This window comes from Desulfovibrio sp. (assembly GCF_034006445.1).
Classification (GTDB): domain Bacteria; phylum Desulfobacterota; class Desulfovibrionia; order Desulfovibrionales; family Desulfovibrionaceae; genus Desulfovibrio.
In genome coordinates, this window is sequence record NZ_JAVESS010000002.1 from 119,870 (window position 1) to 136,838 (window position 16,969).

Below are 16,969 nucleotides of genomic sequence, written 5' to 3' on the forward strand. Positions count from 1 at the left end.
TCCTCTCCTTTAATCGGTAGCGATGTCGTAGTTGTAGCTGGCAGCTTCCGGGCGGCGGCTGTCACGTATCTTTTGCATAAGCTTGCCCAGGTGCGGCGGCTCCACCAGGTCCAGCTTGCCGCTGCGGTCACCCGCCGGAAATTCCCACTGATTGGGACGGCGGCAAACGAAGGCCCGGTATGGTTCTCCCTGCTCTGGGCGCAGTTCGGTCATGGTGACGACCTCGTCAACGATGCCAGGCAACTCCAGCCCGGTCTTGCTGCCTTCAATCTGCGGTTCGAAATATTCGCGGTTAAAGTCGTCGCGCTTGGTATCCAGCAGCCCCACAAACCAGACGTTGCGGCTACCTACGTGTTGCAGTTGCGTCACCCAACCGATCATTTCCTTGCCAAGAAGGCCGTAAGCGCCGCGCGTGTCAGGCTTGCCGGTTTTTTCGCTGAATGCCTGCGGCTGACCGGATGCCCACTGGAAGGCCAAGCGACTGGCCACGGTGATGGAGTCAACAAAGATAGTCTGATATTTCTGGAGCGCGGCAGGGTCGCCGTACTGGTCGCAGACATAGGAATAGTGTTCGTTGCTGTATGCCTGATCTGCCCGCATGGCCGGGTTCGGCCCGCCGAGATAGCATGCGATGTCGCGGGCAGCGTCCCAGTCGCGCACTTCAAGGGAGTCGCCGCTCCAGCCCTGAACGGATAACCCGCCAGCCTCAAGGTCAACGAACAAGGTAGTCGCCGGGTCCAGGGTCCAAAGCAGGGAGGTTTTGCCTATCTTGGCCGGACCAAAGATCACACCCTTGATGCCGCCCTGCTCCGCCATACGCTGGTCAGCGCTGATAATTTTAAGCCCGCTCACGCCGCTGCCTCCTTGGCTGGTTCCAGTTTCACGCCGGGCTTTCCGGCGCTTGCGGTGCAAGCTTCAAGCAGCATGCGACGGAAAGCGCCATCGTGCTGCCCGACCATGAACGTCTTGAGAGCGCGGCGGTCAGGCTCATACTTGCTCTTGAAAATGGAGAAAAAGAGCGTGTCGGTCATGGCCGCGCGTGCAGCCTCCAGCTTGCCCTGGTCCCATTTTTCATTGATGCGCCTGGTCACTGTGACTTTGAATCCGGCAGCGGTCAGATGCCCGGATTCAGAACCCGGTTTGAAGGTAGCCTTCTCAAGAAGGGCATCAGCAATTTCCGCATTTCGTGCGGTCAATCGGTCGGCCTCAGTTTTATTTGTCGCGTATTCGGCGACGAGACTTTCAACGTTCGCGTTCATTGTGTCGTCTCCATTGGGTGAAAAGCCATTTGCCAGTTCCTGCCAGGCTCACAAGGCACAGCGCGCAGGCAAGCCACATGCAGGGTTCCAAAAATCTGCTGAACGTCATGTTGCTATCCCTCTTCTTCCGGCGGCCTATGGTTTTCGGCTAAGCGCTTCATCGCATCTCGTAATGCGTCTGCGGTTGCAGCCAACACATCTTTCTGTTTTCCTTTCTTCATACGAGACAGAATGACGGGGCTGACTCCAGACTCCCTGGCAAGAACTGCCGCGGATAAAGAGTACTGGTCCAAAAAACGGCTGACCTCGGTGGCGATAGTTACGTTTGACATGTCCCTTTATTAACAAAGCGCAATATAAAAATCAACAAAAAATAAACTAAACGCAATCTTGATTTAAAATTGCGTTTGGTTAATACTGTCCCCATGAAAAAGACATTCCACCAATCTGTCTTGGATATTCTCCGGAACGCCGTAGAAGAGTACGGGAGCGCCGCAGCCTTGTCGGCGGCAACTGGTGTGTCTCCTGCGAACATAAGCTATTGGCTTTCAGGGAAAAGAACTCCACGTCTAGCAGAGATATCTGTCATCCTTGATTCGCTTGGCGTGAAGGCTGTCTCACCTGGTGACGATGCCTCACGGGAAGTCTGCTTTGTTAATGCCCGGAAGGTGGACGCGGGCGGACAAGCCTCCCCGCCGAGTGCAGAGGCGTATTTAGCTGTACCCGTTGTTGGTGAAGTTGGTGCCGGCCCAGGGTATTTTCCAGAAGATGGGATTAAATCATGGTTTTTAGTATGGAAATATCAACCTGCAGTGCGCAATAGAAATGATCTGATCGCAGTGGAAATTGGCAAAAATTCCACGTCCATGCAGCCCACTCTTCGGCCAGGGGATATTGTGCTCGTTGATAGGGCCGATAGAAATGTGGATCGCCCTGGACATATAATGCTGGTTAGAGACCCAGATGGATGCGGGAAAGTTAAGCGCGTAGATGTACAAGAAAAAGATCGAGACTATTCAGTAATATACTACTCTGACAATGCCCTCGACAACCCTCCAGAAATATATAGCCTTAGAAAAGATTTTGACGGAGAGTTCGGCAATGCAATCGTTGGGCGTGTTGTTTGGGCTTGGTCAGACATAAGCAACAAATAAACTCATATAACCATCCGAAATAAAAGCACCTCATCAAGGGGTGCTTTTTTATTTCCAACTATATTGCTATTAATTTATTTTTCTTGATTTATAAATTGCGTTTTGTTAATTTGGTTTTGCCAACGAGGAAGAAGGTAGCGAACTTAGCCCACGGGCAAAAAGTAGCAACAAGCTGGAATCCAACATGGCGGCTGCTTGGGTGGCAGGAAGCAAACGAACCACGACGAACCTCAATGCTAAGTCGGAGCAGTAGTGCGCACGAACGAGACCCGTGAAAGCAGCCAGGTTCCAACACTGGAGAAATTCAATGTTTTACCTTGGTGACTGGCTTCGCGCTCTTTTTCTGGGCGGAGTGGCTTTTCTGGCAGTAATTATTTGCAGCAAACTTTTGGGAGTGTGAAATGTCCACAGAAAACAATGTCCCCCGACGAGACGACGGTCGACCAGAATCAGCAAGCGCCAGTTATGTTTCCAAGGCCGGCGGATACGCCACTTTGCCGTATATATCTGGTGCCGTGTCTGATCTTCGTGAAGGGTTGGAAGAGCTTGAAAGAGTAGTGCGTTCCCCCTCAGGACTGGCCAAAGAATTTGGCTATCTATTCGACATATTGAATAACCTTGATCCAGACATGGATGCCTGTCCCGTCAGTTACGCCGAACAAAAAAAGCTTAACGACGCCCGAAGAACATTGGCAGTCGCGTATGAAGATGCCCAAGATGTTCTACGGAGTGAAGCTGAGCGACAGAAGAAAGAAGCGATAATTAGAGAATCTTTCGCAATACCCGCCGCTACCCTTTTTGCCGTGTTGTCCGCTGTTTTCGATGCCAGAACCGCTGAGCACCCTGGAGAAGTTTTTGCTGCTGCGAAGGAAGCACTCGAGAACGAGGGGTGGATTGTTTATGGCGAACACGGGCCAGCAAACCCTGCATACGTCCGCTCGCGCGCCCCCCTTCGCCAGTTGCTGGCCTTAATTGAAAACTTCCCCTGCCATCACCTTACATCACATGTTTTATCCGTCATGCGCCACGCTCTTCGCTGGTGCGAAAACACCTCGCGCGGACACGGTCTCGTTCATAACGGGGCGCTCTATCCTCACATCGCTATGGAACTTCAAACTTTAAACAGCGCGAAGGATGTTCCGCGCGAATGGCGTGAACCTCTTGTTAACGATAACGCGCAGGACGGTGAATGCCATGAGTAAATATCCCGCCCTCACCGGATACCAGTTTGAGGAGGCACAGCCCGACCTTAACGACCTTCTCTGGGAAGCTCACGAAGTGCTTGCCTGCCTCAGCGATCTTTTCCAGCACAGCAATGGCCGTGACGTTGAAATAGAAATGAGTGATAGCGGTCGCCAAGGCCTTGGCCGAATTCTCAGACACTGCGAACAGATCACCATTGACGCCATAGGACTTGCACCGATCAGGAGGAAGGAGGTCAGCCATGACTAACACTCCCCTGACCATCAAAGACCACGGCAATGCAATCATGCTGTCCGAATCCATTGAACTCATGGCGCAAGGATTAAGGGAAACCTACCTCGACCACGGCTTGAAGTCTGGCGACGATACTGCCGAACATTCCCTTTATGCCGGACTGAACATGATTGCTTTTGCTGCAAAGAATTTGAGCGAGTATGTGGAGCAATGCCAAACTGAACTTGGTGTATTTGAGCGCCTGGCACAGAAGCACGGCAAAGGGGCCAATCATGAATAGCCCTAACACGAACCCACGCGCCCGCCTGACCTTCTCAACTGCCACCCTGCCTGGCCTCATTCAAGCCTACGCGGAGTCCGGACAAATACTTTTTGCATTCCAGCCCCGCCCCGAATCCCTCAAGGCAGCCTTGGAAAATTCCGACACGCATGATCAAGCTCTAGAATTCCTTGGGCTTGGGGCAAAGGCCCTTTCAGCCCTTGAAGCATTGGAAGACGGTGATACCGACCATGTAAAAATGCAATTGGATAATCTTGTGCGCAAACTGTTCACACTGGCCGAATGCAACAGGCCAACTGTGAACAAGGCGATTATCGAAGCGGGGGCCAGCTATGAGTAGACCCACTCCCTCTGCCCTGGAATTGACGCTGTTTGATGTCTCGCAACTGGTGGCCAACATCCAGGAATTGGCCGAAGAGGTGCGCGGCATGGTGAGTATCGACGTTCCACGGGGAAGGCTTATTTACGCCTCGCTGGAAATGATTGCGGCCTCTGCCGCTCGACTGGACGCAAAGCTGGACGAATTCCGCCCCATCAGCACAGAAACGCCCTGACCTCAATCAAGGATCGGAGAAGTATATATGCATCAAGAGACACAAAAACAGGAACGCCTGATTCGAGCCCCGGAGTTCATGGAACTGTTGGGCATCAAGAAATCAAAATTTTACGCCGCCAAAAAAGAAGGGAAAATTCCTCCTGCACTCGCGCTTACAAAAAGATCAAAAGCGTGGCCCTCTTCCGAAGTGACGCGCGTAATAGAAGATATTAAATCCGGCCAGCTTTCTCTTTGAGGGTGTCCAGATGATCTGCCCAAGCTTGCAACATGCGCCGCCTCTCGTCTAAATAGGCGGCGCGGTTGTAGGCGCCCCTCACCTTGTCACTGGGCGCATGTGAAAGCTGCATCTCAACGGCGTCAGGATTCCAGCCAAGTTCATTTAGAATTGTAGAAGCAGCCGACCTAAAGCCGTGCCCCACAATTTCACCGCTCTTATACCCCATCACCCTCAAGGCGTTGTTAATGGTGTTCTTGCCCAGAGGTGAATCCTTCCTTCCCCGGCAATATGAGGGAAAAACCAGTTCATGCTCACCAGTTACAGGACTCAACTGTGCCAATATCCCCAGGGCTTGACGCGACAGAGGGACAAGGTGTTCGCGTTGCATCTTCATTCGCTCTGCTGGAATACGCCACACTCCATCTTCACCGATCTCAGCCCACCGCATACCCCGAATTTCCTGAGTCCGGCACATACACAGCAACAGCATCTGCATGGCGCAGCGCGTTGTGATAAGCCCATCATAGCCGTCAATTTTTATTGCAAGCTCCCCTACTCTGACAGGCTCCGTTATGGCTGGCATCTTTACTTCTTTGTGTGGAGTAAGCGCACCACGCAAATCACGACATGGATCTGAGGCAACATAGTCGCATGCGATAGCAAACCGGAAAATACGACTGATCACCCCGTGCAGGACATGCGCCATGTATGGCGATATTTCTGTCTCGATTTCACGACAAAAAGATAGTACCGCACCAGTTGAAATTGAATCTATAGGCAGATCGCCAATGGCTGGAAAGATTTTGTCAGTTAGGCGCGCTTTAATTTTTGTGGCATGGGCTCCTGTCCACAATATATGATATTTGTCGAACCATTCAAGTGCCACCACTCGGAAGACATGTGCCACACTCTCGACAGAGACGCGCTTTGCAGCGGAAGGATCTATGCCTTTCGACAAAAGTTGTTTAGCAGCTTGGGCTGCGTCTCGAGCTTCTTTCAGAGAAACATCAGGGAAAATCCCGATGCTAAGCCGCTTCTCTTTGCCCAGAAACCGATACTTGAGTCGCCACAGCTTGCCACCCTGAGGTGACACCTCCAGATATAGACCATGCCCGTCTACATAGCGTCTTGGCTTGCTTTCTGGTTGTAATGCTTTAATTTGATTGACTGTCAGAGACATTTGGGGGCATCCATATTTTTATGCGTTTCAGATGCCCCCAAGAATGCCCCCAAATGATTGCGGCTGTCAACGGAACCACACGGAATCCAGCGGCCTCTTCATAAACAAAAAATCCGCGAATCCTTAGGATTCACGGACATCAGCGGAGCGTAACGCCCCACACTGGGAGGCCCCCAATGGGCCTCCCGGCGGGCATTTCAGGGCCGAAGAGGCAAGCCCTGAAAATTTGTTCCATACGCTTCCCAGCCTGATTTAGTCGGCCTGGGTGCGGATAAAGGTCGGAATTTCGAAATCGTCCTCATCGTAGGTGAAATCTTCCTGACCGGGGTTGTGCGTACGATGACGGCCCTGGGTCATGGTTTCACGCTTGAGCAGATACGGCGGACGGCTGCTGTTTTCATCGTACCAGCGCTCCACTTCAGAGCGGCGCGACGTGCGCGGCAGGCGGCTTTCGCCCATTTCGTGCTCATCCATATTGCCCTGCATCATGCCGGACTGGGGAACCATGCGACCCATGCGGCGCGGTTCGGCCATAACGGCATCGGGGCCAGGCTTGCGGAAGTTGGTCACAGTGGCGGCAGCCTGGGGCTGGGCGCTCTGGATGGCCTGAGGAGCTTCAATACCCGTGGCAATGACGGTCAGGCGAATTTCATCACCAATATTGTCATCAAAAACAACACCAAAGATGATGTTGGAATCTTCAGGAGTAGCATCGCCGATGATATCGCCGATTTCGGCAATTTCTTCAGCGGTAATGTCGTCAGGCGCAGTGATGTTGTAAAGAACAGCCTTGGCGCTTTCGAGAGAGACGTCTTCCAGCAGCGGGCTCATGATGGCACGCTGGGCGGCCTCACGGGCGCGGTTTTCACCCGAGGCGATGCCGGTGCCCATAAGGGCCAGGCCAGCTTCAGCCATGGTGGTGCGCACGTCGGCGAAGTCAAGATTGATGAGGCCGTCACCCACAATCACGTCAGAAATGCCCTTCACGGCGTAGTACAGCACGTCATTGGCTTTCTGGAGCATTTCAGCAAAGGGAGCTTTTTTGGGAGCAAAAGCAAGCAGGCGGTCATTGGGAATGGTGATAAGGCAGTCCACATGCTGCTTGAATTCTTCAAGCCCGGCCTCGGCAGCGCGTTTGCGCTTTGCGCCTTCAAAGCTGAAGGGCTTGGTCACCACGCCCACGGTAAGCGCGCCCATTTCCTTTGCAGCCTGCGCCACAACAGGGGCCGCGCCCGTTCCGGTACCGCCGCCCATACCAGCGGTAACAAACACCATGTCCGCATCGCCGATGGCTTCACGAATGGCATTCACGCTTTCCACAGCGGCTTCACGCCCCACAGAAGGATTGGCCCCAGCGCCAAGCCCCTTGGTGAGCTTTTCGCCCATCTGCACTTTAACGGATGCGCCGTTTTTGGCCAGAGCCTGCACGTCCGTATTGGCGCAGACAAACTGCACGCCGCGCAAGCCAGAGGCTATCATATTCTGCACCGCGTTGCCGCCGCCGCCGCCAACCCCGATAACCTTGATTTTAGCGTTACTTGCCAACGAGGTGTCGATATCATCGACGATTGACTGAGACATGGTTCCTCTCCTGTTTAAACTACCCTCAAAATGCCCGCTTGAGGTTGCTTTGTTTATGAAATATCAGCAAACCACTTTTTCATGCGAGCCAAAACGCCATCAAAGACGCCGCTCTCACTTCTTGTGGTAAACTTTTTTTGTCCGGAAAGTTCTTTTTCAGCCCCATAGCGCAGCAAGCCCACAGCAGTAGAAAACTTGGGGCTGTTTACAACGTCTTTGAGGCCGCCCACGTTCCTGGGGTATCCAATACGCGTGGGGAGGTTGAAGATTTGCTCACCCAGTTCCTGGCAGCCTTCCATAAGGGCGGTGCCGCCAGTAAGCACGACGCCAGCGCCGATCATGTCCTTGTAGCCGGAGCGTACAAGGGTTTGATCCACAAGGAAGAGGATTTCTTCCATGCGCGGCTCGCAGATTTCAGCAAGTACCTGACGCGAAAGGCGGCGCGGTTCGCGGCCGCCGACGCTGGGCACCTCGATAAATTCGTCATGGCGCACCAGATCAGCCAGCGCGCAACCGTATTTGAGCTTGATTTTTTCGGCCGAGGCAATGGGGGTACGCAAGCCAAAGGCTATGTCGTTGGAGAGGTTTTGGCCGCCCAGGGCGAGCACCGCCGTGTGCTTTATGGCATCATTGGCAAAAACGGCAATATCAGTGGTGCCGCCGCCAAGGTCCACAAGGGCCACGCCAATTTCGCGCTCTTCTTCTGTGAGCACGGCCTTGGCCGAAGCCAGCGATTCAAGGGCGATATCAGAAACTTCAAGCTGACTGCGATGGCAGGAGCGCACGATGTTTTGCGCTGAAGAAACGGCTCCGGTGACAATGTGCACCTTCACCTCAAGCCGCACGCCAGCCATGCCGAGAGGGTCGGCAATGCCACGCTGGTTATCGACGATATATTCCTGCGGCAAAATATGGATGACCTCGCGGTCAGCAGGAATGGCCACGGCCCGCGCGGCGTCCAGGGCGCGCTCAACGTCGCGCTGAGCCACCTCGCCGCCTTTGACGGCAATGACGCCGTGGCTGTTGATGCCCATTATATGGCTGCCCGCAATCCCCACATAAACAGAGTGGATTTCGCAGCCTGCCATCAGTTCGGCGTCTTCAACCGCCTTGCGGATGGACTGTACGGTCTGCTCGATATTGACCACCACGCCCTTGCGCAGGCCGGTGGAAACGCTGGTGCCGATGCCCACCACATCAACAAGGCCCGACTCCGTAAGTTCACCCACCACAGCGCAAATCTTTGTGGTGCCGATGTCGAGACCAACGATGAGCTCGGACTTATTCATGCCATTCTCCTAAGACGCCTGTTCTTCACGAGCAACAACCATTCCATATCAGTTTGATACAGCCTGATTAAGCAAAACCCATACATTGCCATTTACGGCCCGCACTTCGCGCACATTACGCAGTTCGTGTCTTCGGGCCAGATCTCCGAGGGTAACTCCCAGCCGGGCCAGGTTGCCCTCCCAATCATCTGTAGCGATGGAGAGGCGCATTTCCCTGTCCTCAAGGTATACTTCAATGCCCCGTCCGGGGCTCAGGGTGATGGAGGCTATGGCTCCAGCCTCAACAGGCAGCACCCCGCTTTGTATGTCCTTCATCAGGCGGGTGAGAAAGGGGATGGCATCTTCAGCCCCCGATTCTACCCGCAGCGTGGGAAGGGACAAAAAATTTTTGCTTTCTACCGGGGCGATGACCACCCCGCGTTCATTGGCGTAATAAAGGGCGCCGTCCTTGTGTACCCAGAAGGAGGGCATGCGCTCCTTCAATTTTATCACAAACCTGTCAGGCAGAAGGCGCTTTACCGAGACCTCTTCCACCCAGGGGGTCTGTCTCAGGTTGTGCTCCACCTTGGCTATGCTTACGGCCAGGCTGTTATCGCCTTCCTGCAAGCCGCCATACTGCAAAACCATGTCACGGGAGAGGCGAACATTCCCTGCCACGTCAATGTGCCGGGTCGTAAAAAAATCGCTGGTGATGGCTGTGTTATAGAGCCACAGGGATGTAAAACACACCCCGGCGAGCACCAGCCCCATGCCCACTAACAACGTCACAATGGCTGCAAGACTTTTCAATCCACTCAGGCTTTTGATCCTGCCAAAGCATGCTGCCAAAAAAGCCGGCATACGCAGCTTTGCGGTCTTCGGCCCCTTTCTGCCCGATACACTGCTGGCTCTTGTATACGAGTTACGGGCCTTACGGGCATTTTTTTTCAGGGAAAGAGGCATGGGATTATCCTGACTTCCGGTTCCAGCGCAATGCCGAACCTTTCCAGCACAGCCTCTTTGGCCTCCTGCATAAGAGCCAGAGCCGCCGTAGCACTACCCTTGCCCTCATTGATCATGAAGTTGGCGTGCAAGGTTGAAAAGGCCATGCCGCCCATTTTTTTACCTTTGAATCCCGCTTGATCCAGAAGTTTACCTGCAGGCATTTCTGGGGAGGGGTTTTTGAATACGCAGCCAGCGCTCCAGGCCGTCACAGGTTGTTTAGACTTTTTCTCAAAAAAGTTGTGACGCATGCAACTACAGATGCCATCCCTTGCAGTTCTGGTCAAGCCAAATGTGGCTTCCAAGACGATAAAATCATTCTTTTTATCATCAATGCACAGCTTGCGATACGAATAGTGCAGTGCTTGCGCAACAACAACACGCTCTTCACCATTATAGACTATTCGAATATTTTCAATCTTTCTGCACGTTTCAACGCCGAATGAACCCGCATTCATGGCCACTGCGCCGCCAACAGTGCCAGGTATGCCAACGAGGCCTTCAAGCCCTGCAAAACCGTGGCTTGCGCAAAAGCGCAAAAGCCTCGGCAGGGGTACAGCAGCCCCGGCACGCACAAACACCTTGCCCGCGTCTTCGCCGACAACTTCAGGCCCCTGACTAAAGTCCGGGCGCACCAGCACCAGCGGCAAATCACCGTCCTGGGCCAGAATGTTGCTGCCCGCTCCCATAATCACGGACGCGCCGCCAAGAGCGCGCAGGCGTTCCGGCAACCGCGCCACATCTTCGGGGTTTTCAAGAATCAGCTCTGCGATAGCTGTACCGCCCAGGCGCAGCGTCGTGCGCTGGGACAGCAGCGGCGAAGCTATTTCACGCATGATCGCGTCCTTCCAGCCAGGCCGGGCCCAGCCGGGTGATGCTGCCTGCCCCCAATGTGAGCAGAACATCCCCTTCGTGCAGAATCTGCGGCAAAGCCAGTACCAGTTCATCCAGAGTCTGAAAATACTCCACAGGAGTATCGGAAACCTGCCGTATGCCCTGTGCCAGACTTTGCCCGGAAACGCCGGGGATGGGCTTTTCGGAGGCTGCGTAAATCTCGGTCAGCAGCAATTGGTCAACGGCATCAAAAACTTTGCAAAATTCGCCAAAATGGGCCTGGGTACGGCTGAACCTGTGGGGCTGAAAGGCCGCCACAATACGCCTGCCCGCAAAAACCTGCCGTGCTGTGGCCAGGGTTGCGGCAATCTCCGCCGGGTGGTGACCGTAATCGTCCACCACTGTAATGCCATTCATTTCGCCCTTGAACTCGAAACGCCGCCCCACTCCCTTGAATCCCGCCAGACCTTCCGCACATTTGTCAAAAGGAATGTCCACTTCCATGGCAGCACCAATGGATGCAAGGGCGTTAAGAATGTTATGGCGGCCCGGTTGCGGCAGACTGACCTCGCCCAGGAGATTGCCGTGCAACAAAACCTCAAAGCGGTTGATGCGCCCGCTTTCCAGCGGGATGGCCCGAAGCGCGTTATCCTCGGCGAAGCCATACGTGAGCACAGGGCGCTTCACCTTTGGCAGCAAGGCCAGAACGCCGGGGTCATCACCACAAACAATATTCAGGCCGTAAAAGGGCACATTGTTCATGAACTGCACAAAAGCGCTGTCAATGGCCTCGCGGCTCTTATAGTGATCCAGATGATCCTCATCCACATTGGTGACAACATTGATAATTGGCAGCAGGCAGAGAAAGGAGCCGTCAGACTCGTCGGCTTCGGCAATAAGGTACTCGCCGTGTCCAAGATGCGCGTTGGCGCCATAAACATTGAGCCGTCCGCCGATGATGACGGTGGGATCAAGCCCGGCTGTGTCAAAAATGGAGGCCGTGAGCGAGGTGGTCGTGGTCTTGCCGTGGGTGCCCGCGATGGCTATGCCCTGCCGCAGGCGCATGAGCTCGGCCAGCATCTCGGCACGGGGAATGATGGCGATATTGCGCTTGCGTGCTTCAACCAGTTCGGGATTGTCGTCACTGATGGCGGTGGATTTGACCAATACCTGCACATCCCCCACGTTTTCCGCGGCATGACCAATGGCTATATGCGCGCCAAGCTTGCGCAGATGGCGCACCACGGCGGAATCGCTCATGTCCGAACCAGATATCTCGTATTTGAGATTAAGAAGAACTTCGGCAATACCGCTCATGCCTGCACCGCCGATGCCCACCATATGGATATGACGAATCTTGCTGTTCATGTAGCACCTTTAAAGAAAGTCTAGATAATAAAATAAAAACAGTTTGTTATAGAATGCGTCCTTCTCCGGCAATTACCGGGAACGGGCAATTTCTTCCAGAACAGTCGTCACACGCGCAGCGGCATCGGGCCAGGCAGAGACCAGGGCAGCCGAGGACATGCGCGTGCGTTCGCCGCTGTCATTCAGCAGGCGGATAAGAGTTTGCGCCAGACCGTCTTCAATCATGCGCGATTCCGGCACCAAAATGGCTGCCCCTGTTTTGGCCAGCACTTCGGCATTGCGGGTCTGGTGGTCGTGTATGGCATATGGAAAAGGCACCAATACGGAAGGCAGGCCCGCAGCGCACAGTTCCGCCACGGTGGTGGCTCCGGAGCGGCACAAGGCCACATCGGCCCAGGCGTAGGCCGCCGCCATGTCGTCAATAAAGGCCGTCACGCAAGAAGGATCATAGCCTGCCGCCGTATAGGCAGCACGTACAGACGCCTCATCCGCGCTGCCTGTCTGGTGGCGAATGTCCACCCCGGCTTCGCGCAAAGCGGCAAGGTGCTCCATGATGAACGTGTTGAGAGCGTGCGCTCCCTGCGACCCGCCCATAACCAGCAGACGTCTGGCCCCTCTGGCTCGCGGCAGCCGCCCGGCCTCATTGACCCCGGCGCGCACGGGATTGCCCGTAAGCACGCACTTGGCGGGATCAAAGCCCTCGGTGTCCGGCAGTGACAGGCAGATACGCCGCGCCAGCTTTGCCAGCACGCGGTTGCTGGCCCCGGCTATGGCGTTCTGCTCATGCAGCATGGTCGGCAGGCCAAGCAAACGCGCGGCAAGCATGGGGGCAAAGGCCGCATAACTGCCAAAACCGGCCACAACATCCGGATTAAAGCGCCGTACAATGCCGAGCGCCTTGCCAACTGACCAGGTCATGCGAAAACCGGCTTCCACAGAGCGCAGACCGCGTCCCAGAAAGCCACGCACAGGCAGCCCCTCAAAGGGTATGCCCGCCATGCGAACCAGACGTGCTTCCGGCCCGTACAGGGAGCCCACAAAAAGCAGCCTGGCCTGAGGATGCCGCCGGCGCACTTCTTCAGCCACGGCCAGAGCCGGAAAGATATGACCGCCAGTGCCGCCCGTGGTCAGGAGGATGTTGAGGTCCATGTGTCCGCCGTTCGTGAAAAGTTCAAAAGCAGACCCACGCAGAGCATGGTAGCCATCAGGTTACTGCCGCCGTAGCTCATGAGCGGCATGGGCACGCCCTTGGGCGGCGCTACCCCCATGACCACGGCGAGGTTCATGACCGCGCCCATGGCGAGAATGGTGGTAATGCCAAAGGCGGTGAAGCGGTCACGCAGGTTGCGCTGCCCCTGTATGATTTTGTAGCAGCGCCAGAACAAAAGGCCAAAGAGTATCATGACCACGCTCATGCCCACAAAACCCATTTCTTCAGCCAGAACAGCCATAATGAAGTCGTTGTGCGCTTCAGGCAGATAGAACATCTTCTGCTTGCTTGCGCCGACGCCAACGCCAAAAAAGCTGCCCGAACCAATGGCCAGCAAGGACTGCACGAGCTGATAGCCCGTGTTGTGAGCATCCTCAAAAGGATCAAGAAAGGCCAGCAGACGGCGGAGTCGGTAGGGAGACGAAATGGCCAGGGCCATGGCGCCCCCGCAGGCCAGGGCTATGGAGAAAAAGAGATAGACAAACCTGGTTCCCCCGGCCACGCACATGAAGAACAGGATACTGGCCAAAACGACGGCGCTGCCGAAGTCCGGCTGCAACAGCAAAAGAAAACAGAAAAGCGCCGTCACCGCGAAAGGCGGAATGACGCCGCGACTGAAGGTCTTGATGATGTCCTGTTTGGCGCTCATGAAATACGCGAGATACAGAACCAGAGCCACCTTGACGAGTTCCATCGGCTGAATGCCTACCGGCCCCAGGCGAATCCAGCGTTTTGCGCCGTTGATCGAGGGCGCCAGCGGCGAAAGCGTCAGCAGCAGGAGCAGCAGGGCAAAAAAAAGCGCCGGATACTGCATTTTATAGAGCCAGTCGCGTGGCAGCAGGGCTGCGCCCCACAAAAGGATGCCCCCCAACAGCGCAAAGAACACCTGGCGCTTGAAGAAAAAGTACTTGTCGCCGTTTACCTGCTCCGCCACAATGCCGCTGGCCGAAAGCACCATAACAAGCCCAATGGCCAGAATGATAAGCATAATGGTGAACAGCCACCAGTCAAAGGGCGCAAAGGGGCCGCTTTCCGTTGCCCTGGCCATGGCGCTGTGCGCCTTGCCGGGCTTTGCCTTGGCTCTAAAGACGTTTTTCATGCCAACCTGCCCACTATCCGCTTGAAATCCTTGCCGCGCTCTTCATAGTTGGCGTAAAGGTCAAAGCTTGAGGTTGCCGGAGCCATAAGAACCACATCGCCCGCCTGTGCCGCTGCGGCAAGGTGCTTTATGGCAGGCTCAAGCGTCGCATGCCAGGTCATGGGCACAATGCCCTGCCAGGCTTTTTCAAAATATTCCCGACTGGCGCCGAACAATGCTATCTCGGCAACGCGCGTTTTTATGAGATCCGCCAGCCCGGCCAGATCGCCACCCTTGAATTTGCCGCCGCACAAGAGGCGTACCGGGCGGTCAAATGCTTCAAGGGCCACCTTCATAGAAGAAACCGTCGTGCATTTGGAGTCATTGACATAAAGAACGCCGTTGAGTTCACGCACACGTTCAAGACGGTGCGGCAGCGGCGCAAAACGGGCCACGGCCCGTGCCGCGCTTTCCTCGCTGACGCCGAAGAAACGGCATGCCTGCCAGGCGGCCTCTTCATTGATACGGTTGTGCAGGCCCATGAGGCTGCTCCCGGCAAAACGCTCCGTAGCCGTCACGTACACCTGGCGGGCCTTGAGCTTGTGCCGGGCGGCCTGATCCTTCAGGCTTTCGCCAAGCACGGCCAGATCGCCCTCATCCTGGCAGCGGAACAGACGGAACTTGGCTTCCGTGTATTCTTCCATATCTTTGTGATAATCCAGGTGGTTGGGCGTAATATTGAGCAAGATGCCCACTCGCGGGCAAAACGTGGTGCAGGTCTGCAACTGGAAGCTCGAAATCTCCAGCACCAGAACGTCAGCCCTGCGGCCCGACAGTATGTACTCGGACAAAGGCGTGCCAATGTTGCCGCCAAGAAAAACGGAATATCCCTGCTCATGCAGCATGGCCGCCGCCAGCGAGGCTGTGGTCGTCTTGCCGCTGGTGCCGGTTATGGCCAGAACGGGTTCATTGTCCAGATAGCGCCAGGCCAGTTCCATTTCCGCCAGAATTTCCGTGTGTTCCACGTCCACCAGCCCATCAAGGCGGGCCACGGGCATGCCGGGGCTCGGCACCACAAAGGCGGCGTTTTCAAACTGCGCCGCACTGTGCGGCCCCAGTTCCACAACAATGCCAAGCTGCCCCAGCTCGCTGACCAGGTCTTCACGACCGGAAAAAGCCTGGGTATTGCTGTCCAGAAGGCGCACGCGCGCGCCCTCACGGTTCAAAAGCCGCGCAGCCGCAAGACCGGAACGTCCCGCGCCGATCACTACGGCCGTTTCGCCAACGCTGATGCGTCTACCGCGCATTTTTTCCAATGCCATAGCAGTTCTCCTCAACGCAGCTTCAGGACTGAGAGCGCCATGAGGCCCAAAAGTATTGATGTAATCCAGAAGCGGATAATGATCTTGGATTCAGGAACGCCCTTGAGTTCAAAGTGATGGTGCAAGGGCGCCATACGAAAAAAGCGCTTGCCGCCTGTCCAGCGAAAATACCCGACCTGCACAATGACTGAAAGGGTCTCGGCCACAAAAAGGCCGCCCACAACGGCAAGTACCAGTTCCTGCTTGCACAGCAACGCCAGATAGCCGAGCACGCCGCCGATGGAGAGCGAACCCACATCCCCCATGAACACCTGGGCGGGATAGGCGTTAAACCAGAGAAAACCCAGCCCGGATCCCACAAGCGCGGCGCAAAAAATGGTCACTTCACCAACGCCGGGCATATAGGGAACCAGCAGATAGCTCGCAAAACGGGCGTTGCCTGTAATGTAGATAAAGATGGAAAAGACGATGCAGGCGACAATGGCGGGCCCGATGGCAAGGCCGTCAAGCCCGTCGGTAAGATTGACGGCATTTGAGGCTGCCACCATGACAAAAACGCCGAAAGGCAGATAAAACCAGCCGAGGTCAAAGGTCACTTCCTTGAAAAAAGGAATGGTGAGCTTGCTGCTGTAGTCGGGATTCACAAAAAGCAGCAGCATGGCCACGCAGGCGACAGCCAGTTGTCCGGCCATTTTGGCCCTGCCGGAAATGCCCCGGTTTTTGTGGTGGCGCAGTTTGGTCATATCGTCCCAAAGTCCTACGGCCCCAAAACCGACGAACACAAAGAACGCCTGCCAGATGTAGATATTTGTCAGATCAGACCACAAGAGCAGGCTCACGGAAAGACTGAACAGCATGAGCAGGCCGCCCATGGTGGGCGTTCCCGCCTTGCAGGCGTGAGCGGCGACATCTTCATGAATATACTGGCCGCATTTCAGGCGGCGAAGCCAGCCGATAAACCGTGGGCCGAGAATGATGGAAACAAGCAGTGCCGTCATGAGCGCGGCCATAGAACGGAAGGTGATGTAGCGAAAGACATTGAAAAATGTCCATTCGGAGGCGAGGGGGGAAAGGAAATTATAAAACATGCACGTGAATCCGTTCGTTTGGCCACACTACGACCGTTGCTGTCAGCGGCAGGGACGTCCCCTGTGACGATCCGCCCCCCATGCCGGGCTAGCGAACCGCTTGCGCCGCCTGAAAAACACTATAGCATTTACGCA

Annotated in this window: 19 protein-coding genes; 7 read left to right on the forward strand and 12 right to left on the reverse strand. The window is 55.3% G+C overall.

What is annotated here, in order from left to right; genetic code table 11:
• Window positions 1-9: 9 nt before the first annotated feature.
• Both RBR41_RS03255 and RBR41_RS03260 read right to left on the reverse strand, forming a co-directional pair.
• Window positions 10-852 (reverse strand): ATP-binding protein, encoded by an 843-nt coding sequence (locus RBR41_RS03255; RefSeq protein WP_320351019.1) that lies wholly within the window; start codon window positions 850-852, stop codon window positions 10-12.
• Window positions 849-1,259, reverse strand: a complete 411-nt coding sequence (locus RBR41_RS03260; protein ID WP_320351020.1) for a hypothetical protein — start codon at window positions 1,257-1,259, stop codon at window positions 849-851. Before RBR41_RS03260 ends, RBR41_RS03255 begins: the two co-directional genes overlap by 4 nt.
• A 425-nt stretch (window positions 1,260-1,684) precedes the next feature.
• Between RBR41_RS03260 and RBR41_RS03265 the strand changes: the two genes are divergently transcribed.
• The 7 genes from RBR41_RS03265 to RBR41_RS03295 all read left to right on the forward strand — a co-directional run bounded on the left by RBR41_RS03265 (window position 1,685) and on the right by RBR41_RS03295 (window position 4,921).
• Entirely contained in the window at window positions 1,685-2,413 is a 729-nt protein-coding gene (locus RBR41_RS03265) for a helix-turn-helix transcriptional regulator (RefSeq protein WP_320351022.1), read from the forward strand.
• 401 nt (window positions 2,414-2,814) lie between these two features.
• Window positions 2,815-3,615, forward strand: a complete 801-nt coding sequence (locus tag RBR41_RS03270; protein WP_320351024.1) for a hypothetical protein — start codon at window positions 2,815-2,817, stop codon at window positions 3,613-3,615.
• Window positions 3,608-3,865, forward strand: coding sequence for a hypothetical protein (locus RBR41_RS03275; protein ID WP_320351025.1), 258 nt, complete (start codon window positions 3,608-3,610; stop codon window positions 3,863-3,865). The genes RBR41_RS03270 and RBR41_RS03275 overlap by 8 nt, the downstream gene beginning before the upstream one ends.
• A complete protein-coding gene (locus RBR41_RS03280) occupies window positions 3,858-4,130 on the forward strand; it encodes a hypothetical protein (protein WP_320351027.1) in 273 nt (90 codons plus the stop codon). The genes RBR41_RS03275 and RBR41_RS03280 overlap by 8 nt, the downstream gene beginning before the upstream one ends.
• The gene (locus RBR41_RS03285; protein ID WP_320351028.1) at window positions 4,123-4,470 is read left to right on the forward strand and encodes a hypothetical protein; all 348 of its coding nucleotides are present in this window, start codon (window positions 4,123-4,125) and stop codon (window positions 4,468-4,470) included. Before RBR41_RS03280 ends, RBR41_RS03285 begins: the two co-directional genes overlap by 8 nt.
• A complete protein-coding gene (locus tag RBR41_RS03290) occupies window positions 4,463-4,684 on the forward strand; it encodes a hypothetical protein (RefSeq protein WP_320351030.1) in 222 nt (73 codons plus the stop codon). Before RBR41_RS03285 ends, RBR41_RS03290 begins: the two co-directional genes overlap by 8 nt.
• Window positions 4,685-4,711: 27 nt before the next feature.
• Window positions 4,712-4,921, forward strand: a complete 210-nt coding sequence (locus RBR41_RS03295) for a helix-turn-helix transcriptional regulator (protein ID WP_320351032.1) — start codon at window positions 4,712-4,714, stop codon at window positions 4,919-4,921.
• On the opposite strand, the gene RBR41_RS03300 is transcribed toward RBR41_RS03295, so the two are convergent.
• From RBR41_RS03300 to mraY, 10 genes are all read right to left on the reverse strand, one after another.
• Window positions 4,896-6,083, reverse strand: a complete 1,188-nt coding sequence (locus RBR41_RS03300; protein WP_320351034.1) for a tyrosine-type recombinase/integrase — start codon at window positions 6,081-6,083, stop codon at window positions 4,896-4,898. The genes RBR41_RS03295 and RBR41_RS03300 overlap by 26 nt on opposite strands.
• A 252-nt stretch (window positions 6,084-6,335) precedes the next feature.
• On the reverse strand, window positions 6,336-7,664 hold the full coding sequence (ftsZ, locus tag RBR41_RS03305) for a cell division protein FtsZ (RefSeq protein ID WP_320351035.1): 1,329 nt from the start codon (window positions 7,662-7,664) through the stop codon (window positions 6,336-6,338).
• 53 nt (window positions 7,665-7,717) lie between these two features.
• Window positions 7,718-8,953: a cell division protein FtsA gene (gene ftsA, locus RBR41_RS03310; RefSeq protein WP_179981402.1), complete on the reverse strand. Its 1,236-nt coding sequence runs from the start codon at window positions 8,951-8,953 to the stop codon at window positions 7,718-7,720.
• Window positions 8,954-9,001: 48 nt separating this feature from the next.
• Entirely contained in the window at window positions 9,002-9,742 is a 741-nt protein-coding gene (locus tag RBR41_RS03315; protein WP_320351037.1) for a cell division protein FtsQ/DivIB, read from the reverse strand.
• 137 nt (window positions 9,743-9,879) lie between these two features.
• On the reverse strand, window positions 9,880-10,770 hold the full coding sequence (gene murB, locus RBR41_RS03320; protein ID WP_320351039.1) for a UDP-N-acetylmuramate dehydrogenase: 891 nt from the start codon (window positions 10,768-10,770) through the stop codon (window positions 9,880-9,882).
• A complete protein-coding gene (murC, locus tag RBR41_RS03325; RefSeq protein WP_320351041.1) occupies window positions 10,763-12,136 on the reverse strand; it encodes a UDP-N-acetylmuramate--L-alanine ligase in 1,374 nt (457 codons plus the stop codon). The genes murB and murC overlap by 8 nt, the downstream gene beginning before the upstream one ends.
• 72 nt (window positions 12,137-12,208) lie before the next feature.
• The gene (murG, locus tag RBR41_RS03330) at window positions 12,209-13,285 is read right to left on the reverse strand and encodes an undecaprenyldiphospho-muramoylpentapeptide beta-N-acetylglucosaminyltransferase (protein ID WP_320351043.1); all 1,077 of its coding nucleotides are present in this window, start codon (window positions 13,283-13,285) and stop codon (window positions 12,209-12,211) included.
• Entirely contained in the window at window positions 13,264-14,394 is a 1,131-nt protein-coding gene (ftsW, locus tag RBR41_RS03335; protein ID WP_413785128.1) for a putative lipid II flippase FtsW, read from the reverse strand. Before ftsW ends, murG begins: the two co-directional genes overlap by 22 nt.
• 47 nt (window positions 14,395-14,441) lie before the next feature.
• Window positions 14,442-15,746: a UDP-N-acetylmuramoyl-L-alanine--D-glutamate ligase gene (murD, locus tag RBR41_RS03340; RefSeq protein WP_320351045.1), complete on the reverse strand. Its 1,305-nt coding sequence runs from the start codon at window positions 15,744-15,746 to the stop codon at window positions 14,442-14,444.
• 11 nt (window positions 15,747-15,757) lie between these two features.
• Window positions 15,758-16,834, reverse strand: a complete 1,077-nt coding sequence (gene mraY, locus RBR41_RS03345; protein WP_320351047.1) for a phospho-N-acetylmuramoyl-pentapeptide-transferase — start codon at window positions 16,832-16,834, stop codon at window positions 15,758-15,760.
• Between the last annotated feature and the right edge of the window lie 135 nt (window positions 16,835-16,969).

Bases quoted from the DNA above. Each gene is read 5' to 3' on its own strand.
- RBR41_RS03260 (WP_320351020.1), bottom strand. From the start codon at position 1,259: ATGAACGCGAACGTTGAAAGTCTCGTCGCCGAATACGCGACAAATAAA.
- RBR41_RS03265 (WP_320351022.1), top strand. From the start codon at position 1,685: ATGAAAAAGACATTCCACCAATCTGTCTTGGATATTCTCCGGAACGCC.
- RBR41_RS03270 (WP_320351024.1), top strand. From the start codon at position 2,815: ATGTCCACAGAAAACAATGTCCCCCGACGAGACGACGGTCGACCAGAA.
- RBR41_RS03275 (WP_320351025.1), top strand. From the start codon at position 3,608: ATGAGTAAATATCCCGCCCTCACCGGATACCAGTTTGAGGAGGCACAG.
- RBR41_RS03280 (WP_320351027.1), top strand. From the start codon at position 3,858: ATGACTAACACTCCCCTGACCATCAAAGACCACGGCAATGCAATCATG.
- RBR41_RS03285 (WP_320351028.1), top strand. From the start codon at position 4,123: ATGAATAGCCCTAACACGAACCCACGCGCCCGCCTGACCTTCTCAACT.
- RBR41_RS03290 (WP_320351030.1), top strand. From the start codon at position 4,463: ATGAGTAGACCCACTCCCTCTGCCCTGGAATTGACGCTGTTTGATGTC.
- RBR41_RS03295 (WP_320351032.1), top strand. From the start codon at position 4,712: ATGCATCAAGAGACACAAAAACAGGAACGCCTGATTCGAGCCCCGGAG.
- RBR41_RS03300 (WP_320351034.1), bottom strand. From the start codon at position 6,083: ATGTCTCTGACAGTCAATCAAATTAAAGCATTACAACCAGAAAGCAAG.
- ftsZ (WP_320351035.1), bottom strand. From the start codon at position 7,664: ATGTCTCAGTCAATCGTCGATGATATCGACACCTCGTTGGCAAGTAAC.
- ftsA (WP_179981402.1), bottom strand. From the start codon at position 8,953: ATGAATAAGTCCGAGCTCATCGTTGGTCTCGACATCGGCACCACAAAG.
- murB (WP_320351039.1), bottom strand. From the start codon at position 10,770: ATGCGTGAAATAGCTTCGCCGCTGCTGTCCCAGCGCACGACGCTGCGC.
- murC (WP_320351041.1), bottom strand. From the start codon at position 12,136: ATGAACAGCAAGATTCGTCATATCCATATGGTGGGCATCGGCGGTGCA.
- murG (WP_320351043.1), bottom strand. From the start codon at position 13,285: ATGGACCTCAACATCCTCCTGACCACGGGCGGCACTGGCGGTCATATC.
- ftsW (WP_413785128.1), bottom strand. From the start codon at position 14,394: ATGGCCAGGGCAACGGAAAGCGGCCCCTTTGCGCCCTTTGACTGGTGG.
- murD (WP_320351045.1), bottom strand. From the start codon at position 15,746: ATGGCATTGGAAAAAATGCGCGGTAGACGCATCAGCGTTGGCGAAACG.
- mraY (WP_320351047.1), bottom strand. From the start codon at position 16,834: ATGTTTTATAATTTCCTTTCCCCCCTCGCCTCCGAATGGACATTTTTC.